Source organism: Rhizobium sp. BK538 (assembly GCF_014197575.1).
In the GTDB taxonomy this organism is placed as follows: Bacteria; Pseudomonadota; Alphaproteobacteria; order Rhizobiales; family Rhizobiaceae; genus Rhizobium.
On sequence record NZ_JACIFT010000025.1, the window covers coordinates 1 to 25,721 of the forward strand.

At 61.2% G+C, this 25,721-nt stretch carries 21 protein-coding genes and 1 tRNA gene; 10 read left to right on the forward strand and 12 right to left on the reverse strand.

Going from position 1 to position 25,721, the window contains the following annotated elements:
• Nucleotides 1–17: 17 nt before the first annotated feature.
• Nucleotides 18–94: transfer RNA gene (locus tag FHX09_RS24875), tRNA-Met, on the forward strand.
• Nucleotides 95–434: 340 nt separating this feature from the next.
• On the opposite strand, the gene FHX09_RS24880 is transcribed toward FHX09_RS24875, so the two are convergent.
• The 5 genes from FHX09_RS24880 to FHX09_RS24900 all read right to left on the reverse strand — a co-directional run bounded on the left by FHX09_RS24880 (nt 435) and on the right by FHX09_RS24900 (nt 6,604).
• Nucleotides 435–1,505, reverse strand: coding sequence for an LLM class flavin-dependent oxidoreductase (locus FHX09_RS24880; protein ID WP_132591523.1), 1,071 nt, complete (start codon nt 1,503–1,505; stop codon nt 435–437).
• A 67-nt stretch (nt 1,506–1,572) separates the two neighbouring features.
• Nucleotides 1,573–2,727 carry an acyl-CoA dehydrogenase family protein gene (locus tag FHX09_RS24885; RefSeq protein ID WP_132591525.1) on the reverse strand — a complete coding sequence of 385 codons (1,155 nt, stop codon included), beginning with the start codon at nt 2,725–2,727 and terminating at the stop codon, nt 1,573–1,575.
• 20 nt (nt 2,728–2,747) lie between these two features.
• Nucleotides 2,748–3,785 carry an ABC transporter substrate-binding protein gene (locus FHX09_RS24890; protein ID WP_184450783.1) on the reverse strand — a complete coding sequence of 346 codons (1,038 nt, stop codon included), beginning with the start codon at nt 3,783–3,785 and terminating at the stop codon, nt 2,748–2,750.
• A gap of 10 nt (nt 3,786–3,795) precedes the next feature.
• Nucleotides 3,796–4,974 (reverse strand): LLM class flavin-dependent oxidoreductase, encoded by a 1,179-nt coding sequence (locus FHX09_RS24895; RefSeq protein ID WP_184450784.1) that lies wholly within the window; start codon nt 4,972–4,974, stop codon nt 3,796–3,798.
• A 25-nt stretch (nt 4,975–4,999) separates the two neighbouring features.
• Entirely contained in the window at nt 5,000–6,604 is a 1,605-nt protein-coding gene (locus FHX09_RS24900; RefSeq protein WP_183722465.1) for an ABC transporter substrate-binding protein, read from the reverse strand.
• 273 nt (nt 6,605–6,877) lie between these two features.
• Here FHX09_RS24900 and FHX09_RS24905 point away from each other — a divergent pair, with 273 nt between their 5' ends.
• The 7 genes from FHX09_RS24905 (at nt 6,878) to FHX09_RS24935 (ending at nt 14,704) form a co-directional block, all read left to right on the forward strand.
• The gene (locus FHX09_RS24905; RefSeq protein ID WP_183722468.1) at nt 6,878–7,867 is read left to right on the forward strand and encodes an ABC transporter permease; all 990 of its coding nucleotides are present in this window, start codon (nt 6,878–6,880) and stop codon (nt 7,865–7,867) included.
• Nucleotides 7,864–8,868, forward strand: coding sequence for an ABC transporter permease (locus FHX09_RS24910; protein ID WP_184450785.1), 1,005 nt, complete (start codon nt 7,864–7,866; stop codon nt 8,866–8,868). The genes FHX09_RS24905 and FHX09_RS24910 overlap by 4 nt, the downstream gene beginning before the upstream one ends.
• On the forward strand, nt 8,868–9,860 hold the full coding sequence (locus tag FHX09_RS24915; protein ID WP_007794118.1) for an ABC transporter ATP-binding protein: 993 nt from the start codon (nt 8,868–8,870) through the stop codon (nt 9,858–9,860). Before FHX09_RS24910 ends, FHX09_RS24915 begins: the two co-directional genes overlap by 1 nt.
• Entirely contained in the window at nt 9,841–10,776 is a 936-nt protein-coding gene (locus FHX09_RS24920) for an oligopeptide/dipeptide ABC transporter ATP-binding protein (protein ID WP_184450786.1), read from the forward strand. Before FHX09_RS24915 ends, FHX09_RS24920 begins: the two co-directional genes overlap by 20 nt.
• A 12-nt stretch (nt 10,777–10,788) precedes the next feature.
• Nucleotides 10,789–11,847 carry an aldo/keto reductase gene (locus tag FHX09_RS24925; protein WP_132591539.1) on the forward strand — a complete coding sequence of 353 codons (1,059 nt, stop codon included), beginning with the start codon at nt 10,789–10,791 and terminating at the stop codon, nt 11,845–11,847.
• Between the two features lie 70 nt (nt 11,848–11,917).
• Nucleotides 11,918–13,165, forward strand: coding sequence for an acyl-CoA dehydrogenase family protein (locus FHX09_RS24930; RefSeq protein WP_132591541.1), 1,248 nt, complete (start codon nt 11,918–11,920; stop codon nt 13,163–13,165).
• Between the two features lie 123 nt (nt 13,166–13,288).
• Nucleotides 13,289–14,704: an FAD/NAD(P)-binding protein gene (locus FHX09_RS24935; protein WP_132591543.1), complete on the forward strand. Its 1,416-nt coding sequence runs from the start codon at nt 13,289–13,291 to the stop codon at nt 14,702–14,704.
• A gap of 67 nt (nt 14,705–14,771) precedes the next feature.
• Here FHX09_RS24935 and FHX09_RS24940 read toward each other — a convergent pair whose 3' ends face one another.
• Entirely contained in the window at nt 14,772–16,388 is a 1,617-nt protein-coding gene (locus tag FHX09_RS24940) for an ABC transporter substrate-binding protein (RefSeq protein WP_132591545.1), read from the reverse strand.
• Between the two features lie 299 nt (nt 16,389–16,687).
• Between FHX09_RS24940 and FHX09_RS24945 the strand changes: the two genes are divergently transcribed.
• Nucleotides 16,688–17,698 carry a LysR substrate-binding domain-containing protein gene (locus FHX09_RS24945; RefSeq protein ID WP_132591547.1) on the forward strand — a complete coding sequence of 337 codons (1,011 nt, stop codon included), beginning with the start codon at nt 16,688–16,690 and terminating at the stop codon, nt 17,696–17,698.
• Nucleotides 17,699–17,723: 25 nt separating this feature from the next.
• Here the strand turns inward: FHX09_RS24945 and FHX09_RS24950 are convergent, their stop codons facing one another.
• Genes FHX09_RS24950 through FHX09_RS24975 form a run of 6 tightly spaced genes read right to left on the reverse strand, consistent with a single transcriptional unit; the run spans nt 17,724 to nt 24,049 of the window.
• Nucleotides 17,724–18,572, reverse strand: a complete 849-nt coding sequence (locus FHX09_RS24950; RefSeq protein WP_184450787.1) for an NADPH-dependent oxidoreductase — start codon at nt 18,570–18,572, stop codon at nt 17,724–17,726.
• 20 nt (nt 18,573–18,592) lie between these two features.
• Nucleotides 18,593–19,918 (reverse strand): LLM class flavin-dependent oxidoreductase, encoded by a 1,326-nt coding sequence (locus FHX09_RS24955; protein WP_184450788.1) that lies wholly within the window; start codon nt 19,916–19,918, stop codon nt 18,593–18,595.
• On the reverse strand, nt 19,915–21,135 hold the full coding sequence (locus FHX09_RS24960) for an acyl-CoA dehydrogenase family protein (protein WP_184450789.1): 1,221 nt from the start codon (nt 21,133–21,135) through the stop codon (nt 19,915–19,917). The genes FHX09_RS24955 and FHX09_RS24960 overlap by 4 nt, the downstream gene beginning before the upstream one ends.
• Before the next feature lie 13 nt (nt 21,136–21,148).
• A complete protein-coding gene (locus FHX09_RS24965; protein ID WP_132591555.1) occupies nt 21,149–21,490 on the reverse strand; it encodes a DUF3088 domain-containing protein in 342 nt (113 codons plus the stop codon).
• A 10-nt stretch (nt 21,491–21,500) separates the two neighbouring features.
• Nucleotides 21,501–22,859, reverse strand: coding sequence for an LLM class flavin-dependent oxidoreductase (locus FHX09_RS24970; RefSeq protein WP_132591557.1), 1,359 nt, complete (start codon nt 22,857–22,859; stop codon nt 21,501–21,503).
• Between the two features lie 11 nt (nt 22,860–22,870).
• Complete coding sequence (locus FHX09_RS24975) at nt 22,871–24,049, reverse strand: acyl-CoA dehydrogenase family protein (protein ID WP_183722480.1); 1,179 nt, start codon at nt 24,047–24,049, stop codon at nt 22,871–22,873.
• 309 nt (nt 24,050–24,358) lie between these two features.
• Here FHX09_RS24975 and FHX09_RS24980 point away from each other — a divergent pair, with 309 nt between their 5' ends.
• Complete coding sequence (locus FHX09_RS24980; RefSeq protein WP_132591559.1) at nt 24,359–25,714, forward strand: LLM class flavin-dependent oxidoreductase; 1,356 nt, start codon at nt 24,359–24,361, stop codon at nt 25,712–25,714.
• Nucleotides 25,715–25,721: the final 7 nt, after the last annotated feature.

The window sequence follows — 25,721 nt, forward strand, 5'->3', positions numbered from 1 at the left end:
AATCGTCACCCGGATGGCGCGGGGTGGAGCAGCCCGGTAGCTCGTCAGGCTCATAACCTGAAGGCCGCAGGTTCAAATCCTGCCCCCGCAACCAATCCCGCCAATCCAAAAAAGCCCCGGTCGGGGCTTTTGCCCTTTCTCCGCTTCGGTTGCCGCAGGCCCTCCCATGAGTTCCTTAAGCAAGCCTTCTGCTCAAGGAACGCCGGGTTCTTCTTGATGTCCTTAAGCCGACTTTTCGCCAAGCATAGCCGATCCGACACCGCGTGACGTCTTCCAGTTCAGCTTTTCTTAAAGCCCTACTTCAACCCGGCGATGAAAGGCAGTCATATAGCTGCAGAACCGGCTGATGATAGAAGACTATTCCGACCAGACACTTTCGGAACGGCCAAGGATCGACATCGAGCGTTCCCCACACTCTTTAACCACTCCGCCCCTCAACTGCGTAGAAGCGGCAGCAACTGGTTTCCCTGTCGCCTGATTTCCGGCAGGTAAGGCGTGTCGGAAAGCACGAAGTGCGTGATGCCCAGATCCTGATACTTGCGTAGGGAGCGGGCGACGTCTGCTGCCGAGCCGACCAGCCAGGTCGTGCCGGCGCCACCGCCGCCGAATTTGCCGGGCGCGGTATAGAGGTTGTCGTCAAGGACATCGCCGGCCTGATGCAGATCGAGTAGTCGCTGCTGACCGACCGCGACTGCCCTGCGGTGATCGCTCCAGCCGGCGCCGCTGCTTTTGGCCATTTGCGCAACCTTGGCCTCGGCATCGGCCCAGGCCTGCTCGGTGGTATCGCGCACCAGCGTGGTGATCCGCAGGCCGAACTCCAGGGGAGGAAGGTCGCGGTCCAGTTCCCGGCTTAACACCTTCAGACGCTCGATCCGCTCGCGGACGCCGTCCAACGGCTCTCCCCAGAAAAGCTGAACATCGGCCTCGGTCGCCGACACTCTTTCGGCCGCTTGCGAGGCGCCGCCGAAATACATCTTCGGATGACGGCGATCTCCGCGGATCTCGATGCGTGGCACGACGGTCGACTCGCCAACGCGAAAGTGCTCGCCATCAAAGGTGACATTCTCTTCGGTCCAGAGCTTGCGAACCAGTCGCATAAATTCCCTGGTGCGGGCGTAGCGCTGTGCTTGATCTCCCTCCTGATCGCCATAGGCGGGGAGATTGTCGAGACCGGACACGATATTGACGCGCACACGCCCGCCGGTCAGGTGATCAAGTGTGGCGGCGGCCGAGGCGAAGTTCGCCGGCCGCCAGTAACCCGGGCGGATCGCGATAAGCGGTTCAAAACTCGTGGTGCGGGCGGTAAGCGAGGCCGCAACGGTGAAGGTGTCTGGCCTGCCCCAACCGGTTCCTATAAGCGCGCCTTTCCAGCCATGCTCTTCGAGTGCCCTGGCCTGTTCCGTCAACGTCGCCAGGCTGTTGTGGTTTTCGACCGCTGTGTCGCCGCGGTGGCCCGCCCTGACGTCATTTGGTATGTACCAGAGAAATTCGCTGTCTTTGCTCATGTTCTGCCTGCACTTGTGAAAGTGAAACGTAAGGCCGTGGCCGTGATGCCGGCCGCTGATCGGCCTTCTATGGCGACGCAACACGGCTGAGCGCATTGCGGGCGGCAATCGTTCTGATCATATGGTTTTGCGGCGCGTGCGAACGGGCGGTGATGGCGTCGCGATGATGGCGCTCGAGTTGAAAATCGCGATTCAGGCCGGGGTTTCCAGCGAGCTCCAGGGCGAGGCTGGTAATTGTAACGGCGTTGTCGATCACAACGTGGCGGACATTCATGCCGTCCATTCCCACCGATTTGCCGGCATCGACGTCTTCACCGAGGGAGCGCAGTAATCTGGCATTGGTTGCAAGCCGGACTTCGATCTCGCCCAGTCCATCCTGGATCCGAGGCAGGGTCGCGATCGGTGAACCGAGGCTGGCCGGCGTATGGTGGGCGGCGAAGGCGAGGACGCGGTCGCGGGCAGAAAGTGCCACGCCGTGGTATACGGCGCCGAGCAGCGAGAAGAAGAAGGCTGTCGCGTGCTCTTCGCGGCGCAGCGGCTCGGATGCGGGTTGCGATTCGATCATGTCGTCCAGCGGAACGACGACGTCATCGAGAACCACATCGTCGCTAGCCGTTGCATGCATACCTGCGGCATTCCACGTCTTTTCAACGCGCAGGCCTGGACTGTCCGTGGGGACGAGGAAGGAAGCCAGGCGTGGCTCCTTCTCATCGGTGAGTGCCAGTAGTGACACCCATTTGAGGACCGGTATGCCGGTGACGTAGCTCTTGTGGCCGGTAATGCGCCAAGTGTCACCGTCACGGCGCGCGATCGTCTCGGGCAGTGACCCGTGTGCGGGCGAGCCGATGCGCGGCTCGGCCTGGGCGGCGTTGATCAGCGCCGGGCCAAGTTGGTTTGCGGTCAGCACTCGTTCGGCAAGATGGGGCGGCCATTTGCCGTAGCGGCGAAGGCTGTAGTGGTTGTTGTAATGCATCGCGAGAACGAGCGCGGTCGAGGGTTCGCCGCGCGCGATTTCGCTCACCACCGCCTGTGCTTCGGTAAGTCCGCCGCCTTGGCCACCATGTTCGCGTGCGGTCACAAGGCCGAGCAGCCCAGCCTCGAACAGACGGTTGAAATTTTCAAATGGAAATTCTCCTGTCGCGTCATGATGGGCGGCGCGCTCGGCAAAATCAACGGCAAGCCGCCGTGCCTTGCCGACGGGGTCGATCATTTCCTGAAGCATGATATCGAACGTCCTTTGGTTCAGGCTACAGCGCGCCGGTCGAGGCCGTCGATGTGGCTGTGGTCGACCCAGTCGGCGATATCGAAGTCGGCGGCGAGAAAGCCGAAATCGCGCAGGAAGTCCTTGTAGTGGCCGATCGCATCCACCAGCTCGGGCTGAAGACCAAGGCCAAGGTGCTTGTGGATGTCGGGACCGTTGGCGGCTAGCACCTGCTCCTCGGTGGCGCCAGCTTCGCGAGCGACGAAGCGTCTCGTTTCGTCAGGATGGGCTTCGGCCCATGCGCTTGCCTTGACGATCGATTCCAGCAGGCGAGCAACGAGATCGGGGCGCTCGTCGGCCAGCAGTTCGTCCACTGTCAGGACGCGCGGCGAACCGGAGTTGATGCGGATCTTCGGATCGGGATGAAAGCCGAACTCGCTCACCTGGACGGCACCGATCAGGTTGGCGACATTGATGCCTGCCGTTCCCTTTACATAGATAGCATCCACCTCGCCGCGGATAAGCGCCGCAACCTCCTCGCCATAGGCCTGCCGGCGCTTCAGCCCGAAGAGCGATGGGCCTTCCTGCGTCGAAAGCACGGAATCTGAAAGCGCGATATCGATGATCTCGACATCGCTAAGCGCCAGGCTTTCGAGCGAAAGTGCCGAAAGGAGCCCCTTCAGTGCGGTGGCGCGCATGAAATCAACGATCCCCTCCGGCCGACGGGCAATGCCAAAGCGGCGTCCCTTCAGATCCTTTGTCGTCTTTATGCCGGTCTCCGGCAGCGTGATGATCGCCTGAAACTCATCGGTCCAAGTGATGCCGACGAGGCGTGTCTTGTGCCCCTCCGAGCGCGCGCGGATCGGCGGGACGTTGCCACCATGGCGGAACGACCAGTCGAGCGTGTGATTGAAATGGCTCTGGCGGATACTGCGGTCGGGCGAATCGATGATCGATTTCAGCGTCACGCCTTCCTTGCGGAAGTTTTCCTCGAGATAGCCGAGCTGAGCGGCAAGGCCGACAGGTGTCGGCACGGGGCAGCGCGTGTACCAGATTTCGGAAATGGCATTGCTTGTCATGATGCTCTCCTCAGTAACGCAGGCCGGCTTGCTTCATCAGGGGCAGGACGTCCGAGCCGAAGAATTCGAGATCGTCGCGGAAGTCGAAAAAGCTGAGCTGCAGGCCGTCCACGCCGGCTTCCTTCAGCTTGACGAACTGATCGACCACCTGTTCGGGTGAGCCGATAACGCGGATGTTGCCGCCGATGGCGCGATAGGGATCCTGCGGATCGCGTCCCTTCCAGGCATGCGCATCCGAGTTCAGAGACTGGAATCCCTGGGGCGAGCGCTGATCCGCATGCGCAACGATGCGGTCGGCCAGCTCCCAGGCCTCTTTCTCCGTTGACCGGCAGATCACCATCGGATTGAGCAGCGTGCGGACGGTGCGCCCGACTCCAATTGCCGCGTCCTTGACCCGCTTCGTATGCGCCGGCAGTGACTGCAATGCGCTGTCGATATCGGCGCCGGTCGGGCTGGTGATGAAGACGATGTCCGAATAGCGGCCGGCAAAAGCGATCCCGGCGTCGGAGCCGGTTGCGTTAACGAGGATCGGACGGCCGAAATTGGGCTTCGGCGTGACGAAACCACCACCGAGCTTCCAGCTGCTTTCGCCTTCGAAGGAGAAGTTCTCGCTGTCGCTCCAGAGGCGCTGAACAACTTCAAGGAATTCGGCTGCCAGCTCGTAACGTTTGTCGTGTTCGATACGGGGCCAGCCGAACATCTCGTGCTCGACGGCTCGGTGGCCCGTTACCACGTTGATGCCCCAGCGCCCGCCGGTGATGTGGTCCAGCGTTGCCCCGAATTTTGCCAGATGCAGGGGATGCCACGGGCCGTAAAGCACATGCATGGTCGAGATCAGCATGATCTTCCTGGTAAGGCCCGCCAACGCTGCAATCGATACGAAGCTGTCCAGTGCCTGGCCGTCGAAGACGCCGCCATAGCCGCCTTTCGGCAGCCATTGCGACAACGCAAAGACGAGATCGAAACCGAGTTCCTCAGCCTTCAGCGTCAGGGCCTTGTTGTAGTCGAAACGCCAGTCGGTCGATCTTTCCAGCGTTGATTGCGTCCAGCCGCCGGCCTGGATCGGCAGGAAGAGGCCGAGAAGAACCGGCTGCTTGAGCGCCTGCGACAGGGGGCTTTGCGGAAAGTCGGTCGGGGCCGTAAATTTCGGCAGGCCGACGATCGATCCGGGACGGTGTTGAATGGACATGAATGTGCTCCCGTTTGTCTGGGGATCAGGATGCTGCGACGTAGGCGTAGGCGAGACTGCCTGCGACGCCTTCGCCGCCGACCGTGTGATCGGAGATGCGCTTGTTGTAGATCGTCAGTTCCGGCTGGCTGACGATGTCGATCGCCGGCACGTCCTCGACCAGGATCTGCTGTATCTCGCGCCATTGCTCGACGCGCTTCGCCGGATCGACCTCGATGGCCGCCGCTTCGAGCAGTTGGTCGACCTTGGGGTTGCTGTAGGCTGCTCCGTTTGAGAAGGGGACGCCCGGCTTGAAGTTCTTGCTCCAGTAGAGGCGTTGCACGCCAACCGTAGGATCGAAGAGGTTGCTCATGCCCTCGAACGCGAAGTCGAAATCGCGGTCGGTGTAGATGCGCTTCGTGTATGTTGCGAAATCCTGGCTGCGAACGGTGGCATCGATACCGACCTTGGCGAGCGCCTGGCGAATATACTCTGAGCCACGCGGATAGGTCTCGCCACTTGGCACATAGTCGAGATTGATGCGGGCGCGTATGCCATCGGCGCCGCGTGGGTAGCCGGCCTCATCAAGAAGTTTCTCGGCCGCGGCGAGATTGATCGGAAATGTCTTGAGATCCGGCACATACCATTTTGCAAGGTTGGGATTGATCGGGCCTGGGATGGCGGCGCCATAGCCGTAGTTGATGGTATTGAGGATGACGTTGCGATCGATCACATGGGCGAAGGCGCGGCGCACCCGCACATCCTTGAAGAAGGGCCGCTCGAGGTTGAATTCGATGCGGCTGACGCCGTTTTGATATTGATAGCCATTGGTCTCGAAGGCGAGCGCTTCGACACTCTTCAGCCGCTCGAGGTCGCTGAGTGGTACCGGTGTTGAGGGCGCGAGGTCGATTTCGCCGGTCTCGATCGCGATCGAACGAGCGGCCGCATCCGGAATGAAGCGAACGATCAGCTGATCAAGATAGGGGCGGGGCTGGTCCCAATAGTCGGGGTTGCGTTCATACACAATGTGGCTGCCGCGCACCCACTCCTTGAACTTGAAAGGACCGGTTCCGATCGGCGCCAGATTGGCCGGGTTCTCCGCGACCTTGGTTCCCTCATAGATATGGCGCGGCACGATCGGCGTTTCCGACGCTGCAAGAGCCGTGATCAGGTAGGGTGCCGGCTTGGACAGCTTCAAGATGGCGGTCTGCGCGTCGGGCGTTTCGATGTCGACGAGATTGAGGAAAGTGTTGCGCCCACGCGGATGCACCTCCTTCAGGGTTTTGATCGAGAAGGCGACATCGGCTGAGGTGAAGGGCTGTCCGTCGTGCCATTTCACACTCTCGCGCAGCTTGAACGTGTAGGTCAGTCCATCGGGGCTGACGCTCCATTCTTTGGCCAGCAACGGCTTCGGATTGAGTTCGAAGTCGTAAGTCAGAAGTCCTTCCGTCGTCTTCGGCGAGACGTAGACGGCGTTGAACGCAGTATGCGCGATCGTCGTCAGGACAGGCGGTTCTGCCGAAAGCAGCAGCGTTGCCGTGCCTCCTCGCGTCGCAGCTGCAAAGGCCGGAAGCCGTGCTGCCGCCGTGACGCCAATTGCGACCGAGGCAAGAAGAAAGTTGCGGCGCGTGGGTGCCGGGAATAGTGACATGTGTTCAACCCTCATGATCTTTAGGCCGCTGTGGGCCGCGTCGGTGCTATTCCGCAGATCGCTTCCGGCGTAGAGATTTTTGCCAGCCCTTGGCGGAGAAGGGACATAAAATTCCATACGTAAGCCATGCTCGGTACAGTTTTTCTAAAAGTCATCAATATTTCGATGATGTTGGAATTATTTACCAATATGTATTTGACAAAACACACAGAATTAGTCAACTACTAAGCAACGGGTCGAGGTGGAATATTTTCATATCGCGAGGTGGGGCACATGTCGGCTTACAGGCGGATCGCCAGAACGATCAGCAGGACGATCATTCAGGCTGTCCCGACCATGCTCGGGATCGTCATCCTGAATTTCTTCCTGCTGAAGCTGGCACCCGGCGATGCGGCAGATGTCATGGCGGCGGAATCGGGGTCGGCGACAGTCGAGACCATGGCCGCACTGCGCGAGCGCTTCGGGCTCGATAACCCGATCCTTGTTCAGCTCGCCAACTATCTGAACAACCTCGCGCATTTCAGCCTTGGCTTTTCGCCGCGCTACGGCATGCCCGTCGCCGATCTGATCGGTCAGCGGCTACCCGGCACTCTCGTGCTCATGCTGGCAGCGCTGGCGATTGCAATTGCCGTCGGACTGCTGCTCGGTTCGCTGATGGCGGCGTTTTCCGGGCGCCTGCCGGATCGCATCATTTCCGTCATCTCGCTGCTCTTCTATTCGATCCCCGGCTTCTGGATCGGCCTGATGCTGATCCTTCTCTTCTCGGTCAAGCTCGGCTGGTTGCCGAGCGGGGGCGACAGCACGATCGGCTCGCGACTGACGGGATTGCCGGAGTTGCTGGACAGGGCGCGCTACATGGTATTGCCGGCGACCTCCCTCGCACTCTTCTATCTCGCGATCTATGCTCGCCTGACACGAGCCTCGATGCTGGAGGTCAAGTCGCAGGACTTCGTGCGCACCGCGCGCGCCAAGGGTGTCTCGCCGTTCGTGCTGACTACACGACACGTCCTGCGCAATGCTCTCATCCCGATCACCACGATGGCCGGAATGCACTTTGGCGGCATGCTTGGCGGCGCGGTCGTGGTCGAGACCGTCTATAGCTGGCCGGGGCTCGGACGCCTGGCGTTCGAGGCCGTCATGGCGCGCGATTTCAGCGTGCTGCTCGGCATCCTGCTTCTTTCATCCTTCCTCGTGATTGTCGCGAACGCAGCCGTCGACCTCTTGCAGGCGTGGATCGATCCCCGAATTGGAGCAAGTCGATGAACAGTCGAAAACTTGGAACACTGGCCGGCCAGGCGATCGATTTTGCGCCGCAGGCAAAGATCGAGGCTAGCCAACCAGCCTCGGAAACGCCCAAGCAGCCGCGCTGGACACATATTCACGCCCCTGACGTGCGCGCCTCGGTGTCGGGCCCGGCCTGGCGCGGCATGCGCCGGGAGCTGAAGGTCTTCCTCGCCAACTACAATGCGCTCTTTGGCACGGCTATCCTTCTCCTCGTTGCTCTGTCAGCGCTGTTCGCACCGCTTCTCTACCCGGGCGACCCGTTGGAAATGGTGGCGCGACCGTTCCTCTGGCCCGGCCAGAATCCCGCCTATCCGCTCGGCACCGATTCCATGGGGCGCGATGTGCTGGCCAGCATCGTGCACGGGGCGCGGATATCGCTGACTGTCGGGCTTGCGGCCACAGCACTCGGGCTGACGGCGGGGATCGCCATCGGCGCCGTCGCGGGATATTTCGGCGGTCTGGTCGATGATGTCCTCGTCAAGTTCATCGAGATCTTCCAGACCATTCCAAGTTTCGTGCTGCTTGTGGTCCTCGTGGCCATTGCCCAGCCGACCACTGCGACGGTTACCGTTGCGATCGCAATCGTCAGCTGGCCGACGGTCGCACGGCTGACACGCGCCGAATTCAGGACCATCCGCGAGAAGGACTATGTGCTTGCCGCCCGCAGCCTCGGCTTCGGTCACGCCCGTATCATTTTCCGCGAGATCCTCCCCAATGCGCTGCCGCCGCTGATCGTCACCTCCTCTGTCATGGTGGCTAGCGCCATTCTGATGGAGTCGGCGCTCTCCTTCATGGGGCTTGGCGACCCCAACCGCGTTTCCTGGGGCTCGATGATCGGTGCCGGCCGCGACGTCATCCGCACCGCCTGGTATCTGACGGCGCTGCCTGGGCTTGCGATCGTCTTCACCGTGCTTGCGCTCAATCTGATTGGCGATGGTCTCAACGACGCGCTCAATCCGCGCTTTTCGGAGGATCGCTGATGGCGAAGCTTCTGGAGGTTTCCGACTTCTCGGTGCGCTTTGCGTCCGCCGAGCCTGTGAAGGGCGTCAGCTTTTCGGCCAATCCGGGTGAGATGCTGGCGATCGTCGGGGAATCGGGCTCAGGCAAGTCGCTCACAGCACTCGGTCTGATGGGATTGCTGCCGCGGCAGGCTCGCGTCGGCGGACAGATCCTCTTCGGTGGTCGCGATCTTGTCGGCCTTTCCGAGTGGGAACTGCGCCGCGTCCGCGGCCGCGACATCGCGATGATCTTTCAGGAGCCGATGACGTCGCTCAATCCGGTGCTGACGATCGGCGACCAGATCATCGAGGTGCTGCGCATTCATGAAAATCTCACTCGGCGTCAGGCTCGGGAGCGTGCTATCGCGCTATTGGACCTTGTCAGTATTCCGGAAGCGGCCCGTCGTATCGACGAATATCCACATCAGCTCTCCGGCGGCATGCGCCAGCGCGTGATGATCGCGATTGCCGTTGCCTGCAATCCGAAACTGCTGATCGCTGATGAGGCGACGACCGCCCTCGACGTGACTATACAGGCGCAGGTGTTGCAGTTGCTCGACAACCTCCGCGCCCAGCTGAACATGGCTGTCATCCTGATTACGCATGATCTCGGCATCGTCGCGCAATGGGCTGACCGCGTCGTTGTCATGTATGCCGGACGCAAGATCGAGGAGGGGTTGCCCGATCAGGTGTTCGAGACGCCCTACCACCCCTACACACATGGTCTGCTTTCGGCCTCGCCGCGCCTGAAGGCGGACTACCACTATCGCGACGGGCCGCTTTCGGAGATCCCGGGCTCGATTGTTTCGGCGGCGGGCGAGAAGGGCTGTTCGTTCCGCCCGCGGTGTCCCGCCGCCCGGCCGGCCTGCAGCTTGACTGTGCCTCAACTCATTGCACTTCCCGCCGGACGGCAGGTTGCGTGCCCCTATGTTGCAGCAATTGCGGAGGTCGCTCATGTCGCTCCTGTCGGTTGATCGGCTTGCGACCCACTATTCCGGAACCGGCGGCACCGTGCGCGCCGTAGATGGTGTCTCGCTGGAGATCGCCGAAGGCGAGACAGTTGCGCTGGTCGGTGAGTCCGGCTGCGGCAAGTCCACGCTCGGCAAATCGCTGGTGCGGCTCGTCGACCCATCCTCAGGTAGCGTCACCTTCAAAGGCAGAGACGTCACCGCCATGTCAGAAAGGGAGCTGCGATCCGTCCGCCGCAGCATCCAGATGATCTTCCAGGATCCGTTCGCCTCCCTCAATCCCAGGCAGACGATCCGCACCATCCTCACAGCGCCTCTCGCTGTCCATGGGATTGGCGAGCGTAAGCGTCGCGAAGCGATCGCGGCTGAGATGGTCGCCCATGTCGGCCTGCCGCCTGATGCGCTCGACCGTTATCCCCACGAATTCTCCGGAGGCCAGCGGCAGCGTATCGGGATTGCTCGCGCCCTGATCCTGCGGCCGAAGCTCGTCATCTGCGATGAGCCGGTCTCGGCGCTCGATCTTTCCATTCAGGCGCAGATCCTCAACCTGCTGGTGGAAATGAAGACGGAGCTATCGCTGTCCTACCTCTTCATCTCCCACGATCTTTCGGTGGTTCGCTATTTCGCCGATCGCGTGCTCGTCATGTATCTCGGCCGCATCGTCGAGAGTGCCTCGACAAGTGAGCTCTGGAACAATGCGAAGCATCCTTACACGCAAGCGCTGCTTGCCGCCGTTCCCGACCCGTCGCGGCGCAAGCAGGCCGCCCCCATCACAGGTGATCTGCCGAGCCCGCACAATCCGCCTGCCGGCTGCCATTTCCATACGCGCTGTCTGCTCGCCACCGATATCTGCCGGGCCGAAGACCCGGCATTGCGCCAGTTCGGCAGCGGCCATGCCGCCGCCTGCCACCACGCTCAGTAACAGGAGAATGAAATGGTCGATTATCGTTATCTTGGGCGCAGCGCGCTAAAGATATCACCGCTCAGCCTCGGAACCATGATGTTCGGTGGGCCGACGCCGGATGACGTCGCGTTCCGCATCATCGACAAAGCGCGCGAGCAGGGGATCAACTTCATCGATACGGCTGATGTCTATCACGATGGCAAGTCGGAAGAGGTCGTCGGCAAAGGCATCAAGGCGCACCGCGATCACTGGGTTCTGGCGACGAAGTTCGTCAACTCGCACAAGAAGGGCCCGAACCTTGGTGGCCACTCCCGCAAGTGGGTGATCGAGACCGTCGAGAATTCGCTACGCCGCCTCAACACCGACTATATCGACATCCTCTACTTCCACCGGGCCGTCTTCGACGCGCCGCTAGAAGAGCCGGTGCGCGCGATCGCCGATCTGATCCGCGCCGGCAAGCTGCGTTATTTCGGTGTCTCGAACTTCCGGGGCTGGCGCATCGCCGAGATCGCACATCTGGCCGATCAACTCGGCATCGATCGTCCGGTGGCAAGCCAGCCGCTTTACAACATCGTCAACCGTACGGCCGAAGCCGAGCAATTGCCGGCAGCTCATCACTACGGTCTGGGCGTCGTTTCCTATTCGCCGCTTGCTCGTGGTGTCCTGACCGGCAAGTACGAACCGGGCAAGGAGCCGGCGGCCGACACACGTGCCGGTCGCGGAGACAAGCGCATCCTGGAGACGGAATGGCGTCCTGAATCGATTGCCATTGCTTCTGAGATCGCCGCTCATGCTACTCGCAAGGGGATTTCGCCGACGGAGTTCGCGCTCGCCTGGGTGCTGAACAATCAGCTGATCTCGGCGGCCATCACTGGCCCGCGCACGGAAGATCATTGGGACAGCTACATCCGCGCGCTCGACGTCAAGCTCGATGCCGAAGATGAGGCGCTGGTCGACCGATTGGTCACGACGGGCCATCCCTCGACGCCCGGCTTCAACGATCCAAGCCATCCGGTCGAAGGTCGCGTGCCGCGTAGTGCCGCGGGAGGTGCGGATAATGTGGTGCCGCTGACGCGCGCTGTTGCCTGAGCATGACACGAGGGATCCGCCTTGCCGGTGGATCCCTCCATCTCTTTCCTTTGGCCGAGAAGGTTCCTGCATGCCGAATACCGCTCCTTCAGCACCGTCTACCACTCCGACGCCTGCGGAGGAGGTGAACGATCTCTCGAAGCTATTGGCAAAAATTCCGGCACTGGCAGCTGAAATTTCCAAAGAGGCGGCAAGACGCGATCTGGAAAGGGAGCTTCCATTTGATGCCTTTCGCCTGTTCAAGGAAGCCGGGCTGGGTGCACTGCGTATTCCCGTGGCGCTCGGCGGTCCCGGTGGATCCGTTGCCGACTACATCGAAACGATCATGGCGATTGGAGCGGCAGATTCGAATGTCGCCCACGCGCTGCGCAGCCATTTCAATTTCACCGAGAGCCTTATCCTCAGCCCCAATACCGCAATCGACCGCACACAGCTCGGCCGCGTTCTCTCCGGCAAGCTTTTCGGTGGGGCTCATACCGAGCAGGGCACCAAGCGGCCAGGTGAAGTGACGACACGTTTGACAAGGGCAGGCGATGGCTATCGTCTGAACGGCCGCAAGTGGTACGCGACTGGAACCGCCTTTTCTGACTTTGCCTCCTTCAGTGCCAAAAACGACGAAGGCGATCTTGTCAGCGTGCTCCTGCCGGTTGACCGCAAGGGCATCGCCATTCTCGACGACTGGGAGGGCATGGGCCAGCGCCTGACGGCGAGTGGCGGTGTCCTGCTGGAAGACGTCGAGGTGCTGCCGCACGAAATTTCGAAGCGGGGTCTCAATACACTCGTCGGCCGCCACACATCAACGTTGCGCCAGCTCCATCTGGCCGCCTCGATGGCAGGCGCAGTGCGCGGCGCGCTTGAGGAGGGCACCGAGTACGTGCGCCGGCAAGCGCGGTCAGCGGCCCACAGCGCAGCCGAGACGGCGAATGCGGATCCCTTCGTGCAGAAGGTGCTGGGCGAGATCGCAGCCGGCTCCTTTGCCGTAGACACGTTGATCCGCGAAGCTGCTCGCGCATTGGACCGCACGGCGGCGGCCTTTTCAGTCGGCGATGCCGAGAGTATCGAAGCCGCATTGGTCGAAAGTGCGCTGACGACCGCGCGCAGCCAGATCGTCACCTCGCAGATTGCGCTGGCGGCGGCCACCAATGTCTTCGAGCTCGGCGGCGGCTCTGCGACGTCGCGCCATCTCAATCTCGACCGGCACTGGCGCAACATCCGCACGGTGCTCAATCACAACCCGCTGCTGCACAAGGCGAGGGTGGTCGGCGACTATTACATCAACGGAATCACGACGCATCTGGAGGAAGGCAAGGTCTTCTGAAATCTCCGCCGCCTCGGTGGTAACCGCTAGATCGCGTAGCGACGTTTTCCCGGCTTGCGTCAGCAGGCCGATTTCACCCCACGATACACCAAGCCCTATCGTCACGATCGGGGAGGAGGTTCATTGCGCATTGATCGTATTCCGCACCATTCGGTTGCCATCGTCGGCGGCGGTTTTGCCGGGGCGCTGATTGCGCTGAAATTGTTGGAGCGAACCGAAGTGCCCCTGGCGATCACGATCGTCGAGCGGCGAGAGGAGCTCGGCCGGGGCGTCGCCTACAGCACCACCGACCCTGTCCATCTCGTCAACGGGCCGGCGGAAATCTTCTCCCTCTATCCCGAAGACCCCGGCCATCTGTCGCGCTGGCTTGTCGAGAACGGTCCGGCCAACGGCTGGGTGCCTCCTGCCGAGGTGGGCTCAAGCAGCCCGCCGCGTCATCTCTACGGAACTTATGTCCGCGACGAGCTTGCCCGCGCCGGTGCCACCGCGCGGCTCGGTTCTACGCTTCGGCATATCAGGGCATCGGCATCCGCACTGGTTGCAACACCGCACCGGATCCGTATCACAACGGCTGACGGTACCACCGTCGAAGCCGATGAAGCGGTCCTGGCACTTGGCGTCTTCCAGCCGCGGCTCCCGGCCGCTGAGAGTGCCCTTGCTCGTCATGCACGCTTTGCCGCCAATCCGTGGGATGGAGATGCCCTGGAGCGCCTGACTGGCTGCGAAGAGATTCTCCTTATCGGTTCCAGCCTGTCGATGGTCGACGCCGTTGCCAGCATGGAGGCGAGGGGTTATCGCGGCCGCTATCGGGTGATATCGCGCCGAGGTCAATTCGTGGAAGGCCGTAGGACTGTCGATGCAGCGCGCGATTTTCTCGCCGATGGCCCGTTGCCCGCAACTGCTCGAGAACTGCTGTCGCGCGTGAAGGCGGAACGGCGTGCCATTTCGGCAGCCGGTGCCGACTGGCAGGGCCTACCGCTCGCGATCCGACCCCATATCCCGTCCCTGTGGCAGGGCGCGAGTGATCGTGAGCGATTGCGCTTTACCAGGCATCTACGGGCCTTCTGGGATGTTACGGCGCACCGATCGGCGCCGGAGAGCCATACGACGATCGAGACCGTGATCGCCGAAGACCGTCTGGCGTACGGTCGCGCTCGTCTGCTTGGCTTTGCCGTCGAGGGAGACCAAATCGTCGCCCAACTGGGGACAAGAACGGGCATCGAGAACGCGAGGTTTGATGGTGTCATCGACTGCCGCGGTCATCAGTTACACGATTGGCGGCAGATTGCAGATCCCTTCGTCAAGAGCCTGCTTGCAAATGGCGAGGTCCGGCCCCACAGCACGGGCTATGGTATCGATGCGACATCCGAGGGGGACCTCGTCAATGAGGAAGGTCGTGTTCATCGCAATCTCAGCGCGATAGGGCATCCGCTGCGTGGCGTCGCATGGGAATCGAGTTCGATTACCGAGCAGCGCGCGCAGGCAATCGCGCTCGCCGATCGCATCCTTGCGAAATTTACGCCGATCCGCATCGCCTGACGTGTTCTTGAAGCAGAAAGGGGCGCATCGCCGATGCACCCCTTTCTTGTGAAGGCCGCCGCCCCGGTCAGCCTTCGCCGTCCTTAATATAGACCTCCGCGAAATTGGACTGCACGCCCTCGGCCCCGATCGTGTGATTTTTCACGCGCTTGTTGAAGACGGTGACGTTCTCCAACGCAATCAGGTTCACCACCGGCACCTCATCGGCAATGATTTTCTGGAAGGCATAGAACTGCTGCTTGCGCTTCTCGTCGTCGATCTCGACGGAAGCCGCTTCCAGCAGCTTGTCGACCTCGGGGTTGGCGTAGTGGCTGGCGTTCGAGAACGGTAAGCCAAGTTTGAAGTTTTTCGACCAGTAAATGCGCTGCACGCCGAGTGTCGGATCGAACTGATTGCCAAGGTATTCCGCCGTCACGTCGAAAGCGCGGTCAGTGTAGACCTTCTTGATGTAAGTCGAGAAATCATAGGAATCGATCGTCGCGGTAATGCCGATGCGCGTCAGGTTCTGCTTGAGATATTCGGCGACCCGCTTGAAGCCTTCATTGTAGGAATTGTGCGTAAGGCGCAGATTGAAACGGACCCCGTCGGCGCCACGCGTGTAGCCGGCTTCGTCAAGCAGCTGTTCGGCCGCCTTCAGATCGAAGGCGTAGGGCTTGATCGAGGCATCCAGATAGCGCGGAAGGAAGGTGCTGATCGGGCTCGGCGAGACATGACCGTAGCCGTACCACACGGTGTTGAGGACGACATTGAGGTCGATCGCATGAGCAATCGCCCGGCGAACAGCAACATTTTTCAGGTATTCGTTGTCGAGATTGAAGATCAGCTGGGTCTGATCTCCCTTCGTCTCGTAGCCGCGCGAATCGATGCCGATGTTCGGAAGCGCTTTAACGCGTTCAAGGTCGCTCAGGGGGATTGGATTGTCGCCGCCAATGTCGAATTCGCCGGTCTCGAAGCCGGCAGCGCGGGCCGCGCCATCCGGCACGAAGCGCACGACGACTCGGTCGAGATAGGGTTTTCCGGCGTCCCAGTAGTCCGGATTGCGTTCCAGGATAACGTGGGAGCCGCGTACCCATTCCTTGAAGACGAAAGGTCCTGTTCCGATCGGCGCGCCGCCGTTCGGGTTAGTTGGGACGTCGGCAATCTTGACGCCATCATAAATGTGCTTCGGTACGATCGGCGACTCCGCGGCATAGAGCGCGCTCAAAAGGTAAGGTGCAGGCTTTGAAAGCCTGATCACGGCGGTCGACGGATCCGGCGTGTCGACCTTGGTTACGTTGGCGAATGTGCCCCGCCCGCGCGGGTGTACCTGCTTCAAAAGCTCGATCGAATAGGCGACGTCATCGGATGTAAATGGCTTGCCGTCGTGCCATTTCACATTCTGACGCAGCTTGAACGTGTAGCTCAAGCCGTCTTCGCTTACTGACCATTCCGTCGCGAGCTGCGGTTTGGGCGTCAGATCGAAATCGTAGGTCAGCAGGCCTTCGGTGATCTTTGGGCTGATTTTCTGCGTGCCGCCTGCTGTGTGGGCCAGTGTGAGAACGGTAGGCGGCTCGGGCTCGACGATAAAGTTCAGAGTGCCACCCGTCGTTGCAGCCGTCGTCTCGGCGAATGCCCTGAGCGGCACGAGAGCCGTAAGGCTTGTCAAGGCAAGCAGTTTGTTGAGGTGGCGTCTGCGAATGTCCATCAATACCCCCTGAGTTGCGAGAGACGCCCAGCGTGCAGCGTCGTCGCGCGCATCATCGGTCCGCCCGGATGCAAACCGGAAGAATGTTTTTCTCCTCGCTGGGGAAAGGAAAACTTCGCACCGACAGCGGTGGCGTTGGGATACTACCCGCATTATTCTACTAAAAATATAGACAATTTACAAAATTGAGTTTTTGCATCTCCGATAACCGCCTGCGACGCAAGAAAATGTTCTATGAACCAGGCTACAGGAAACGCAGGTTCTCGTCTTGAAGGGGATGATTGTGGTGCAATCGCTTCATGAGCACACTTGCAAACTCCACCAGAAGGGCGCTCCAGCCCACGCTTGCGCGGCTTCCTCCGCTGACATCGCTGCGGGCCTTCGTCGCGACGGCGCGGCACCTGAACTTCGTGCGCGCTGCCGAGGAATTGCATGTCACTTCCGCAGCTGTCGGGCAGCAGATCCGCCTGTTGGAGGACTATCTCGGTCAGCCTCTTTTTAATCGCATCCGCGGCCAGCTCCAGCTCACGCCAGCGGGGTCGGCGCTGGTTCCAGGATTGACGGGCGCCTTTGACGCTGTGCTGGCGGCCATGGCTCAGTTCGTACAGTGCGACCATGAACAGCCGATCCGCGTCTCGGTTGCTCCGTCCTTTGCCAGCAAGTGGCTGATCCCGCGTCTCGATGCGCTGCGGCGAGCGGCTCCCGGGCTGCAGGTTCTCGTCGACGCTTCGACACAGTTAGCGAACCTCGATGCCGGCGATGCCGATTGCGTTATCCGCTACGGAAGCGGTCCATATCCGGGACTCATCGTCGACCACCTCTTCTCCGAAGCCGTGCTGCCGGTCTGCAGCCCGGAATTTGCCGATACCCATGCGCTATGGGACGGAGCTCAGGCAATCGAAGGCGTGCCGCTGTTGCATGAAGAGGGAGCCGAGCATGATCAATCCTGCCCGGACTGGAGCAGATGGTTGCGTGCCGCCGGACTTTCTTATCGTCCATCGCAAGGCGGGTTCCGGCTCAACCAGTCCTCTCTGGTACTTGATGCTGCGCTGGCCGGACAGGGATTGGGACTCGGCAAGATCAGGCTTGCGGAAGCTGAGATTCGATCCGGACGGTTGGTCAGCCCCTTCGGTGTGCCCCAGCCGGTCAGCTCCTCCTATTTTTTCGCCACGACCGCGCACACGGCGCGGCTGATGCGCGTCGATCTGTTTCGAGAGTGGCTGCTGGCCGAAGCCCGTACTCTGCAGACGATGGACGAGATCATCGCGCGGCGCATTCGTCCGGCGGCGGACATGATTGCCGCCGAGTGAGTCCGTCATGGGAGCTCCGCCAGCTCTATTTGAGCTGGAAACCGAGTCGGCGCGCGAGTGCCGCAAGCATGTGCCTGCCCTTCAGCGCCTCGACTGTACCGATGCGGTTTCGGACCTGGTCTGTCCAGTCGATCGATGGCATGGCTTGCTCCGCCTGGAAGCGTCTCAGCACCTTGTTGTAGGTGGCAAGATCGCGTGCACGCGCTTCGTTTGCATATTGTTCGCGATGCAAGACTGTCGACTGCGGCAGACGCGGCTTCACCCCGGCGGGCTGCGCTGGATCGGGAAAACCGACGGTCAAACCGAAAACCGGGAAAACCCCTTCCGGCAAGGCGAGTTCTCGCGCCACCGTCTCCGGATCGTTTCGTATCGCACCGATGTAGCAGGTTCCAAACCCCAGTGATTCAAAGGCCACGACGGCGTTCTGCGCTGCAAGCGCAGCATCAATCACGCCAAGCAAAAAGCTCTCGATATAGTCGAGACCCTCTGCCGCAGAGCCACCCTTTGCGGCGATCGCACGGGGTCGCGCAAGGTCAGCGAGCCAGACGAGCAGGAGAGGCGCCTGGGCGATTTGACGCTGGTTGCCGGCAACGGCATTCAGCCGGTTTTGCCGTTCTGGGTCTTCAACGGCTACGACGCTCCATGCTTGCAGATTAGACGAACTCGGTGCCGACTGCGCTGCGGCAACCGCAAGTTCGACAGCGGCATGTGGGACCGGCTTTGGCAAGTAGCTGCGCACGCTGCGGTGAGAGAGAAGTGTTTCAATGGTCTCGTTCCATTGTTCGCCGAGGTGTTGCGATTCGCGATAACGCTCGGCGGCGAGTGCCGCCAGTCGATCGGCGTCGTTTGCCTTTGTCGCAAGGGATGGCGTCATGAGATGTCCTTTTTTGGCCGTCATTCTGCTGCGGCAACGTAGGGATTCTGCGGCCGCGTGAGGCCGAGGTGGTCGCGCAGTGTCCGACCGGTGTACTCGTGTCTGAACAAGCCGCGACGACGCAGGAGCGGAACCACTTCCTCGACGAAGACATCAAGTCCATGCGGCAACACGTCCGGCATCAGGTTGAAGCCGTCCGCCGCACCAGCACAGAACCATGTCTCGATGTCGTCGGCGATCTTACCAGGCGTGCCGACAATCGTGCGATGCCCGGTGCCGCCGTTGAGCGCACGGATCACCCCCCGAACGGTCAATCCTTCCCGTCGCGCGAGTGCCAAAGTCGCGCGGAAGAATGTGTGCCCGCCGTCTGCTGGCAGCGGTATGTCGTGGGGCAAGGGAGCGTCGAGTTCGAGCCTTTTCTGATCGACCTGCGACACGCCGGCCAGCCGCGCAAGGCTGTACTCAAGGGGAATCAGATCATGCAGTTCCTCCTGCCGGCTCCTCGCCTCTGCTTCGGTGCTGCCGATGATGGTGGCGAGGCCTGCGAGTACAAGAATGCTGTCATCCGGGCGGCCATGACGGGCGGCGCGACGGCGCAAATCTCTAGCATAGCCCAGGGATTCCTCGAAGGATTGCGATGCGGAGAAGACTGCTTCGGCATGTTCGGCGGCGAGTTCGCGCCCGTCGTCGGAGCCGCCAGCCTGCACGAGAACCGGGTGGCCCTGCGGCGGGCGCGGAATATTGTGCGGCCCATGCACCGCAAAATGCTTGCCGCTGTGGGCGATCGGGTGGACGCGGCCAGTATCGACGAAGCGCCCGGTCGCCGTGTCGCCGATGAAGGCCTCTTCCTCCCAGCTGTCCCAGAGCGCCTTGACCACCGCTGCAAATTCGTTGGCGCGCTCATAGCGGCTTGCGTGGGCCACGGGCTTTTGAAGACCAAAGTTTCTGCTTTGCGCCAGGTCCGCGCTGGTGACGATGTTCCAGCCCGCGCGCCCGCCACTGGCATGGTCGAGCGTCGCAAAGCGCCGGGCGATGTTGTACGGCTCGTTGTAGGTCGTCGAGGCGGTGCCGATCAGGCCTATTCGTTCGGTATTGGCCGCGACCAGCGCGAGAACGATAGTCGGCTCCAGCGACGTCAGCGGTCGGAAATCGATCCGGTCCGAGATCGCCGCCTGATCGGCGAGGAAGACGGCGTCGAAAGTGCCTCGTTCGGCGATCTTGGCAACCTTGATGTAGTGGTTGATGTCAAAGGAGGCGCGAGGATCGCTGCCTTCCATTCGCCACGCGGCGGGCGAAAAGCCGGAGTGGAGTATATTGATGTTGAGATGAAGTTCCCGGCCGCTCATTGGAAGATCCCCGGTTCGGGATAGTCGCCGGTCAGGAACCATGAACCGACGTTGCGGGTCTTGTACTCAGCGGGATTGTGGAGCGTATGGATGCGGACGTTGCGCCAGAAGCGGTCAAAGCCGTAAGGCCGTACGGCAGAGCGGGCGCCCATAACCTCGAATATCTCGCTGGTGACGTCGAGTGCCACTTTGCCTGCCAGCACGTTGGCGGAGGCTACTGCAATGGCCGTGGCGCCGCGCTCCTCCACCGTGAGTGCCGAGCCCTTTGCATAGGCAGTGTCGATGGCGACCGCTGCCCGATCGGCGAGCGCCGTGGCGGCTTGGACCTTCGTCCAGAGTTCGCCGTATTGCCGCTTGATCCAGGGATCGTCCATATGGCGTTCGACACTGGAATAGATCCACGGGCGGGACTTCGTCACCGTGTAGTCTCGTGCGGCAATGAGAGCGCCCTGGGCGCTGCCGATGAAGACGTTGAGAAGAACGCTCTGCTGTTGCTGGGGTATGAGAAGGGCGCCCGGCTCCTTCGATCGTTCCGGCAGGATCTCCGCATCCTTCACCGTCACGTCCTCGTAGAAGACGCGACCACTGCCGGTCTGGCGCTGGCCGATGCCGTCCCAGTCGTCAGCGATGGTGATGCCAGCACGGTTGGCGGGAATGTAGGCAAAGCTGCGAGCGTTCGTCTCCTCATCTTCCCATGCGACCATCAGATAGTCGGCAACATGCGAGCCGGAGGCGAACGGCCGATAGCCGTTCAACAAGACGCCACCTTCGACCTTCTTGCCGAAGAGGCTTTTGGAAAAGCTGTTCGTGGTGTTGCCCCAGAACCAACGCCCTTCGGCCGATTGCCGAAGGATAGAGGCTGATCGTTCATCGCTCCCGCTCGTCAGCGCGTTCTGGATCGGACTGAAATGATATCCGAAGAGATGGCCGAGTGAGCCATCGACCTTGGCGAATTCGCGTACGATGCGCAGCGCCGTGGAGTAAGGCTGACCCTCGCCGCCGAGCTCTCTGGGAATCAGTAGATTGACGAGACCGCTTTCCTTGAGGAGCCGGATTTGCTCTGTCGGACGGCCGCCCTGTTGATCCCGCTCGACGGCGTCGACCGCGAAGATGTTCCTGAGTTCGACTGCCTTGGCGAGGTAGGGATTGGTCTGGTCCGATTCGAAGAGGACGGCAGGCAACAGCGCGGGTTCGAAGCCTGAGGGTTTCGCGGTCATCGTCTTTCCTCCATCAGTCGTGAAGTCGTGGAAAGCCGTGTCGCTCGGCAAGCAGCTCAAGAATGCGACCGGTCTTGGTGACAAAATGCTTGCCCTTCCAGTCGGCAGCATCCGGCGGCGCGTTGGCGGCCAGCACCAGCACAGGCAAGGACTGATTCTCCTCGCCGACTGTATCGATCACGCGTGTGCGCGGGCGGGGGAAGAGTACTCTCTCCACGTCGATCCTGGCAGCAAGATCGGGAAAACTCGAAAGCAACCCTTCAATCGCATTGCAGTGGGGGCAGACGAAGGTCTGGCCAGGGTGCTTGGGATCCGAAAATCCGGGTGCGATGAGAAAAAGCGTGTCGCGGCTCATTGCTGTTCTCCTATTCGGCCGCGACCGCGCTGCCGTTGGCGGCAAGACGCTTCTCGGGGCGCTTGAGGCCGAGATTCTCGCGAAGCGTCGCGCCCTCGTATTCGTGGCGGAAGAGACCGCGTCGGCGCAGTTCCGGCACGACAAGCTCGATGAAGTCCACAAGCCCGCCCGGCATGACCGGGGCCATGATGTTGAAACCGTCGGCGCCATAGTTCTCGAAGCGCTCTTCCAGGGCGTCGGCGATCTCGGTTGGCGTGCCGACGACCTGCCAGTGGCCACGCGCCCCGGCGATGCGCAGATAGAGCTGACGGATCGAAAGGTTCTCGCGGCGGGCGAGATCCAGAACCAGCGCCTGCCTGCTCTTGCCAGCATTTGTCGAAGGCGGATTTTCGGGCACCGGCCCATCCAGTGGATAGTCGCGGAGGTCGATGCCGGACAGTTGTGAAATCAGATTCAAGCCGACCTCGGGCTGAATGAGGTCCTGAAGGGATTCAAATTTTTCCTGCGCCTCAGATTGCGTGCGGCCGACGACCGGGAAAATGCCGGGCAGGATCTTCAGATCCCCAGTCGATCGGCCATATTTCGCGAGCCTTCCCTTGACGTCGGCATAGAAGCTGGTGGCCTCCTCCAGGGTGATTTGGGCAGCGAAGATGGCCTCGGCCGTGCGGGCGGCAAGCTCCTTGCCGGGTTCGGAGGCTCCGGCCTGCACGACAACTGGCCGGCCCTGCGGCGAGCGCGGAATGTTGAGCGGCCCGCGCACCTTGAAGTGCCTGCCGCTGTGATTGAGGCGATGGAGCTTCGCCGGGTCGAAATACCGTCCGCTTTGGCGGTCGCGCAGGAAGGCGTCGTCCTCCCAGCTGTCCCAGAGGCCGAGCACCACATCGGCAAATTCCTCCGCCCGATCATAGCGGTCAGAATGGAGGATCTGCGTCTCGTGGCCGAAATTGTAGGCGGCGTCGGGGTCGGACGACGTCACCAGGTTCCAACCGGCCCGGCCGCCGCTCAGCCGATCGAGCGAGGCAAATTGGCGGGCGAGATTGTAAGGATCGGAATAACTGGTGGAGGCGGTGGCGATCAGGCCAATATTGCGAGTGACCGATGAAAGCGCAGAGAGCAGAGTGATCGGCTCGAAGGGATAGACGCCGCTATGAGCCTTACGACTTGCCGCTTCGACATCCTTGATGCGTGCGGCAACGCCATCTGCGAAAAAAATCGTATCGAATTTCGCCGCCTCGGCAAGCCTGGCCAGTTCCAGGTAGTTTTCGAACTCGGTGCCCACAGATGCGTCCGGATGACGCCATGCGGCGACATGGTGGCCGGTGAAGAGCAGAAAAGCGCCGAGCTTGATCTTGTCCTTGCGTCTCGCCATTGCAGTTCCTTTCAGCGATACATGGCCGGCACGGGAAATTCACCAGTCAGCAGCCAGGTGCCGACGCTGCGCTTCTTGTACTCGGCAGGATTGTGAAGCGTATGGGTCCTCACGTTGCGCCAGAAGCGATCGAAGCCGTTGGCATTGGTCGCCGAGCGCGCGCCCATGACCTCGAAGACCTCGCTGGAGACGGCAAGGCCGACCTCGCCGGCGTAGACGTTGGCGGTGGCGATATCGATCGCGGCTGCGCCACGATCCGCGGCGCTTAGCGACGGCCCTTGGGCGTAAGCCGCGCCGAGGCTGCGGGCCGCCTTGTCCGCGAGCTCCGTTGCTGCAAGCGTGCGGATATAGAGGTCGCCGTACTGGCGCTTGATCCAGGGATCATCAACGTGGCGTTCGACGCCGGAATAGATCCACGGCCGCGAGTTCGCCGTCGCATAGGAGCGACCTTCCTCCAATATTCCTTGAGCGCTGCCGACGAAGACATTGAGCAGAACGCTCTGCTGAAGAAGCGATGTCAGCGACGAATAGGGGGTCAAGGGCACGTCGGGCGAACTGATCAGTTCATCGTCGTGAACCTGAAGGTTGACGAAGCGTACCGTACCGCTTCCGGTCTGCCTTTGGCCGATGCCGTCCCAGTCGTTCTCGATGACAATGCCTTCCCGGTCGGCGGGGACGGCGGCGGTCAGCCGAGCGCCATCGGCATTCTCCCAGGAAATCTGGATATAATCGGCGATATGGGAACCAGAGGAAAACGGGCGGCTGCCGTTGATGCGCCAGCCGGTCGGCGTCTTCTCACCCGCCGACGTCTTCGACATGGCGTTTCCGGAATTGCTCCAGATCCAGTTGCCGGCCGCCGAGCCGGTCAGCCATTTTTCCTTCTGTGCAACGGAGCCGCGAAACAGAATGAGATTGAGCGGCAGATGGTGATAGCCGAAGAGATGGGCGAGCGATCCATCGGTCTTGGCAAATTCCCTGACGATGCGCAGGATCGTCAGCCATGACGCACCTTGGCCATTATATTCCCTGGCGATCTGCGCGGAGGGAAGGCCGCTTTCCTTCAGGAGCCTGATCTGTTCGACGGGCCTGCCGCCCTGTTTGTCTCTCTCGATGGCATCGAGATGAAACGTCCTGCGCAGCTCGGTCGCTTTTGCCAAGAGCGCGTCATCAACATCTGTTTCGAACGGCATACTGCCTCCCGGGATGACGGTGGAGGGGAGGTGCGTCCCGACCTTTTCCCATCAACGGTTGGCTGGCTGACCGCTCAAGTCCAGAAATATCTGATTGATTTTACCGAAAGAAATTCTTTCGTGAGGTTGGCAAGCGGCGACCTTGTGATCGCCAGACGTCCCCGATTGGCGTGGCGGCAGAACGTCATCGTTCGAAACGCCACGTTGCCGGCTGCAAAAATCCCGCATCGTCGACCTAAATAGAATACTATTTCTATAGATAAAGATTGCTGCTGTTAGGCTATCGTCTCCCTGATCGAGGAGACTGACATGAGTGGCGCGCGACCACAGATCAAACTTGGTGCCTTTCTGTACCCGACGGGCCATCACGTGGCCGCATGGCGGCACCCGGAGGCGCAAGCGGATGCCGGCTCCAATTTCGCTCACTATATTGAGCTTGCGCAGCTGGCTGAAGCGGCGAAATTTGATCTCATTTTCATGGCCGACGGCGTCGGCACGCGCGGTACCGACATAGAGGCTCTCAGCAGGACGGCTGTCCGCTACGTGGCGCAGTTCGAGCCAATCACCTTGCTGTCCGCTCTGGCCGCGGTGACGAAAAACATCGGTTTTGTCGCCACTGCCTCCACTTCATACAACGAGCCCTACCATATCGCGCGGAAATTTGCCTCGCTCGATCACATTAGCGGCGGGCGCGCGGGTTGGAATCTCGTCACCTCGTCCAGCGAACACGAGGCGCACAATTTCGGCCGTGAGGAGCATTATGCACATGCGGAGCGATACGAGCGCGCCGAAGAGTTTGCCGACGTCGTGCGCGGACTGTGGGACACCTGGGAGGAAGACGCATTCCTGCGTGACAAGGAAAGCGGCATATACTTCGATCCGGACAAGCAGCATGTCCTCAATCACAAGGGCAAGTTCTTCAAGGTTCGCGGGCCATTGAACGTCGCCCGCGCGCCTCAGGGACAGCCGGTGCTCGTACAGGCAGGATCGTCGGAACCGGGTAAGGAACTTGCCGCGCGCACTGCGGAGGTCGTCTTCACGGCGCATCAGACAATCGAGGACGCACGCGGTTTCTACAGCGATCTGAAGGGCCGACTTGCCAAGTACGGTCGCAGGCCCGAAGAGTTGAAGATCATGCCGGGGATCTTCCCGGTCGTCGGCCGTACTCAGGCGGAGGCAGAAGCGAAATTCCAGGAGATCCAGGACCTCGTTCATCCGGTTGTCGGCCTTTCCATCTTGAACGGCATGGCCGGGGGTGTCGATCTCTCGAAATATCCTCTGGACGGCCCCATCCCGGACGTGCCGGAGACGAACGCAAGCAAGAGCCGGCAGAAGCTCCTTCTCGATCTTGCCAGACGCGAAAACCTGACGATACGCGAGCTCTATCTGAGGGTCGCAGGCGCGCGTGGCCATTGGCAGATTGTCGGCACGCCGAGCCGGATCGCGGACGAGATGGAGCACTGGTTCACGACCGGCGCGGCCGATGGCTTCAATGTCATGCCGCCGCATCTGCCTGTCGGGCTACGGGACTTCACTGAGTTCGTGTTGCCGGAACTGCGGCGTCGTGGACTGTTCCGCACCGAATACCAGGGCAGAACGCTGCGCGAAAATCTCGGCCTCAGCACACCCCGGCATCCGGCGCGCGTTCAGGCCGCGGCAGAGTAGGGGCGAG

Bases quoted from the DNA above. Each gene is read 5' to 3' on its own strand.
- FHX09_RS24880 (WP_132591523.1), bottom strand. From the start codon at position 1,505: ATGAGCAAAGACAGCGAATTTCTCTGGTACATACCAAATGACGTCAGG.
- FHX09_RS24885 (WP_132591525.1), bottom strand. From the start codon at position 2,727: ATGCTTCAGGAAATGATCGACCCCGTCGGCAAGGCACGGCGGCTTGCC.
- FHX09_RS24890 (WP_184450783.1), bottom strand. From the start codon at position 3,785: ATGACAAGCAATGCCATTTCCGAAATCTGGTACACGCGCTGCCCCGTG.
- FHX09_RS24895 (WP_184450784.1), bottom strand. From the start codon at position 4,974: ATGTCCATTCAACACCGTCCCGGATCGATCGTCGGCCTGCCGAAATTT.
- FHX09_RS24900 (WP_183722465.1), bottom strand. From the start codon at position 6,604: ATGTCACTATTCCCGGCACCCACGCGCCGCAACTTTCTTCTTGCCTCG.
- FHX09_RS24905 (WP_183722468.1), top strand. From the start codon at position 6,878: ATGTCGGCTTACAGGCGGATCGCCAGAACGATCAGCAGGACGATCATT.
- FHX09_RS24910 (WP_184450785.1), top strand. From the start codon at position 7,864: ATGAACAGTCGAAAACTTGGAACACTGGCCGGCCAGGCGATCGATTTT.
- FHX09_RS24915 (WP_007794118.1), top strand. From the start codon at position 8,868: ATGGCGAAGCTTCTGGAGGTTTCCGACTTCTCGGTGCGCTTTGCGTCC.
- FHX09_RS24920 (WP_184450786.1), top strand. From the start codon at position 9,841: ATGTCGCTCCTGTCGGTTGATCGGCTTGCGACCCACTATTCCGGAACC.
- FHX09_RS24925 (WP_132591539.1), top strand. From the start codon at position 10,789: ATGGTCGATTATCGTTATCTTGGGCGCAGCGCGCTAAAGATATCACCG.
- FHX09_RS24930 (WP_132591541.1), top strand. From the start codon at position 11,918: ATGCCGAATACCGCTCCTTCAGCACCGTCTACCACTCCGACGCCTGCG.
- FHX09_RS24940 (WP_132591545.1), bottom strand. From the start codon at position 16,388: ATGGACATTCGCAGACGCCACCTCAACAAACTGCTTGCCTTGACAAGC.
- FHX09_RS24945 (WP_132591547.1), top strand. From the start codon at position 16,688: ATGAGCACACTTGCAAACTCCACCAGAAGGGCGCTCCAGCCCACGCTT.
- FHX09_RS24950 (WP_184450787.1), bottom strand. From the start codon at position 18,572: ATGACGCCATCCCTTGCGACAAAGGCAAACGACGCCGATCGACTGGCG.
- FHX09_RS24955 (WP_184450788.1), bottom strand. From the start codon at position 19,918: ATGAGCGGCCGGGAACTTCATCTCAACATCAATATACTCCACTCCGGC.
- FHX09_RS24960 (WP_184450789.1), bottom strand. From the start codon at position 21,135: ATGACCGCGAAACCCTCAGGCTTCGAACCCGCGCTGTTGCCTGCCGTC.
- FHX09_RS24965 (WP_132591555.1), bottom strand. From the start codon at position 21,490: ATGAGCCGCGACACGCTTTTTCTCATCGCACCCGGATTTTCGGATCCC.
- FHX09_RS24970 (WP_132591557.1), bottom strand. From the start codon at position 22,859: ATGGCGAGACGCAAGGACAAGATCAAGCTCGGCGCTTTTCTGCTCTTC.
- FHX09_RS24975 (WP_183722480.1), bottom strand. From the start codon at position 24,049: ATGCCGTTCGAAACAGATGTTGATGACGCGCTCTTGGCAAAAGCGACC.
- FHX09_RS24980 (WP_132591559.1), top strand. From the start codon at position 24,359: ATGAGTGGCGCGCGACCACAGATCAAACTTGGTGCCTTTCTGTACCCG.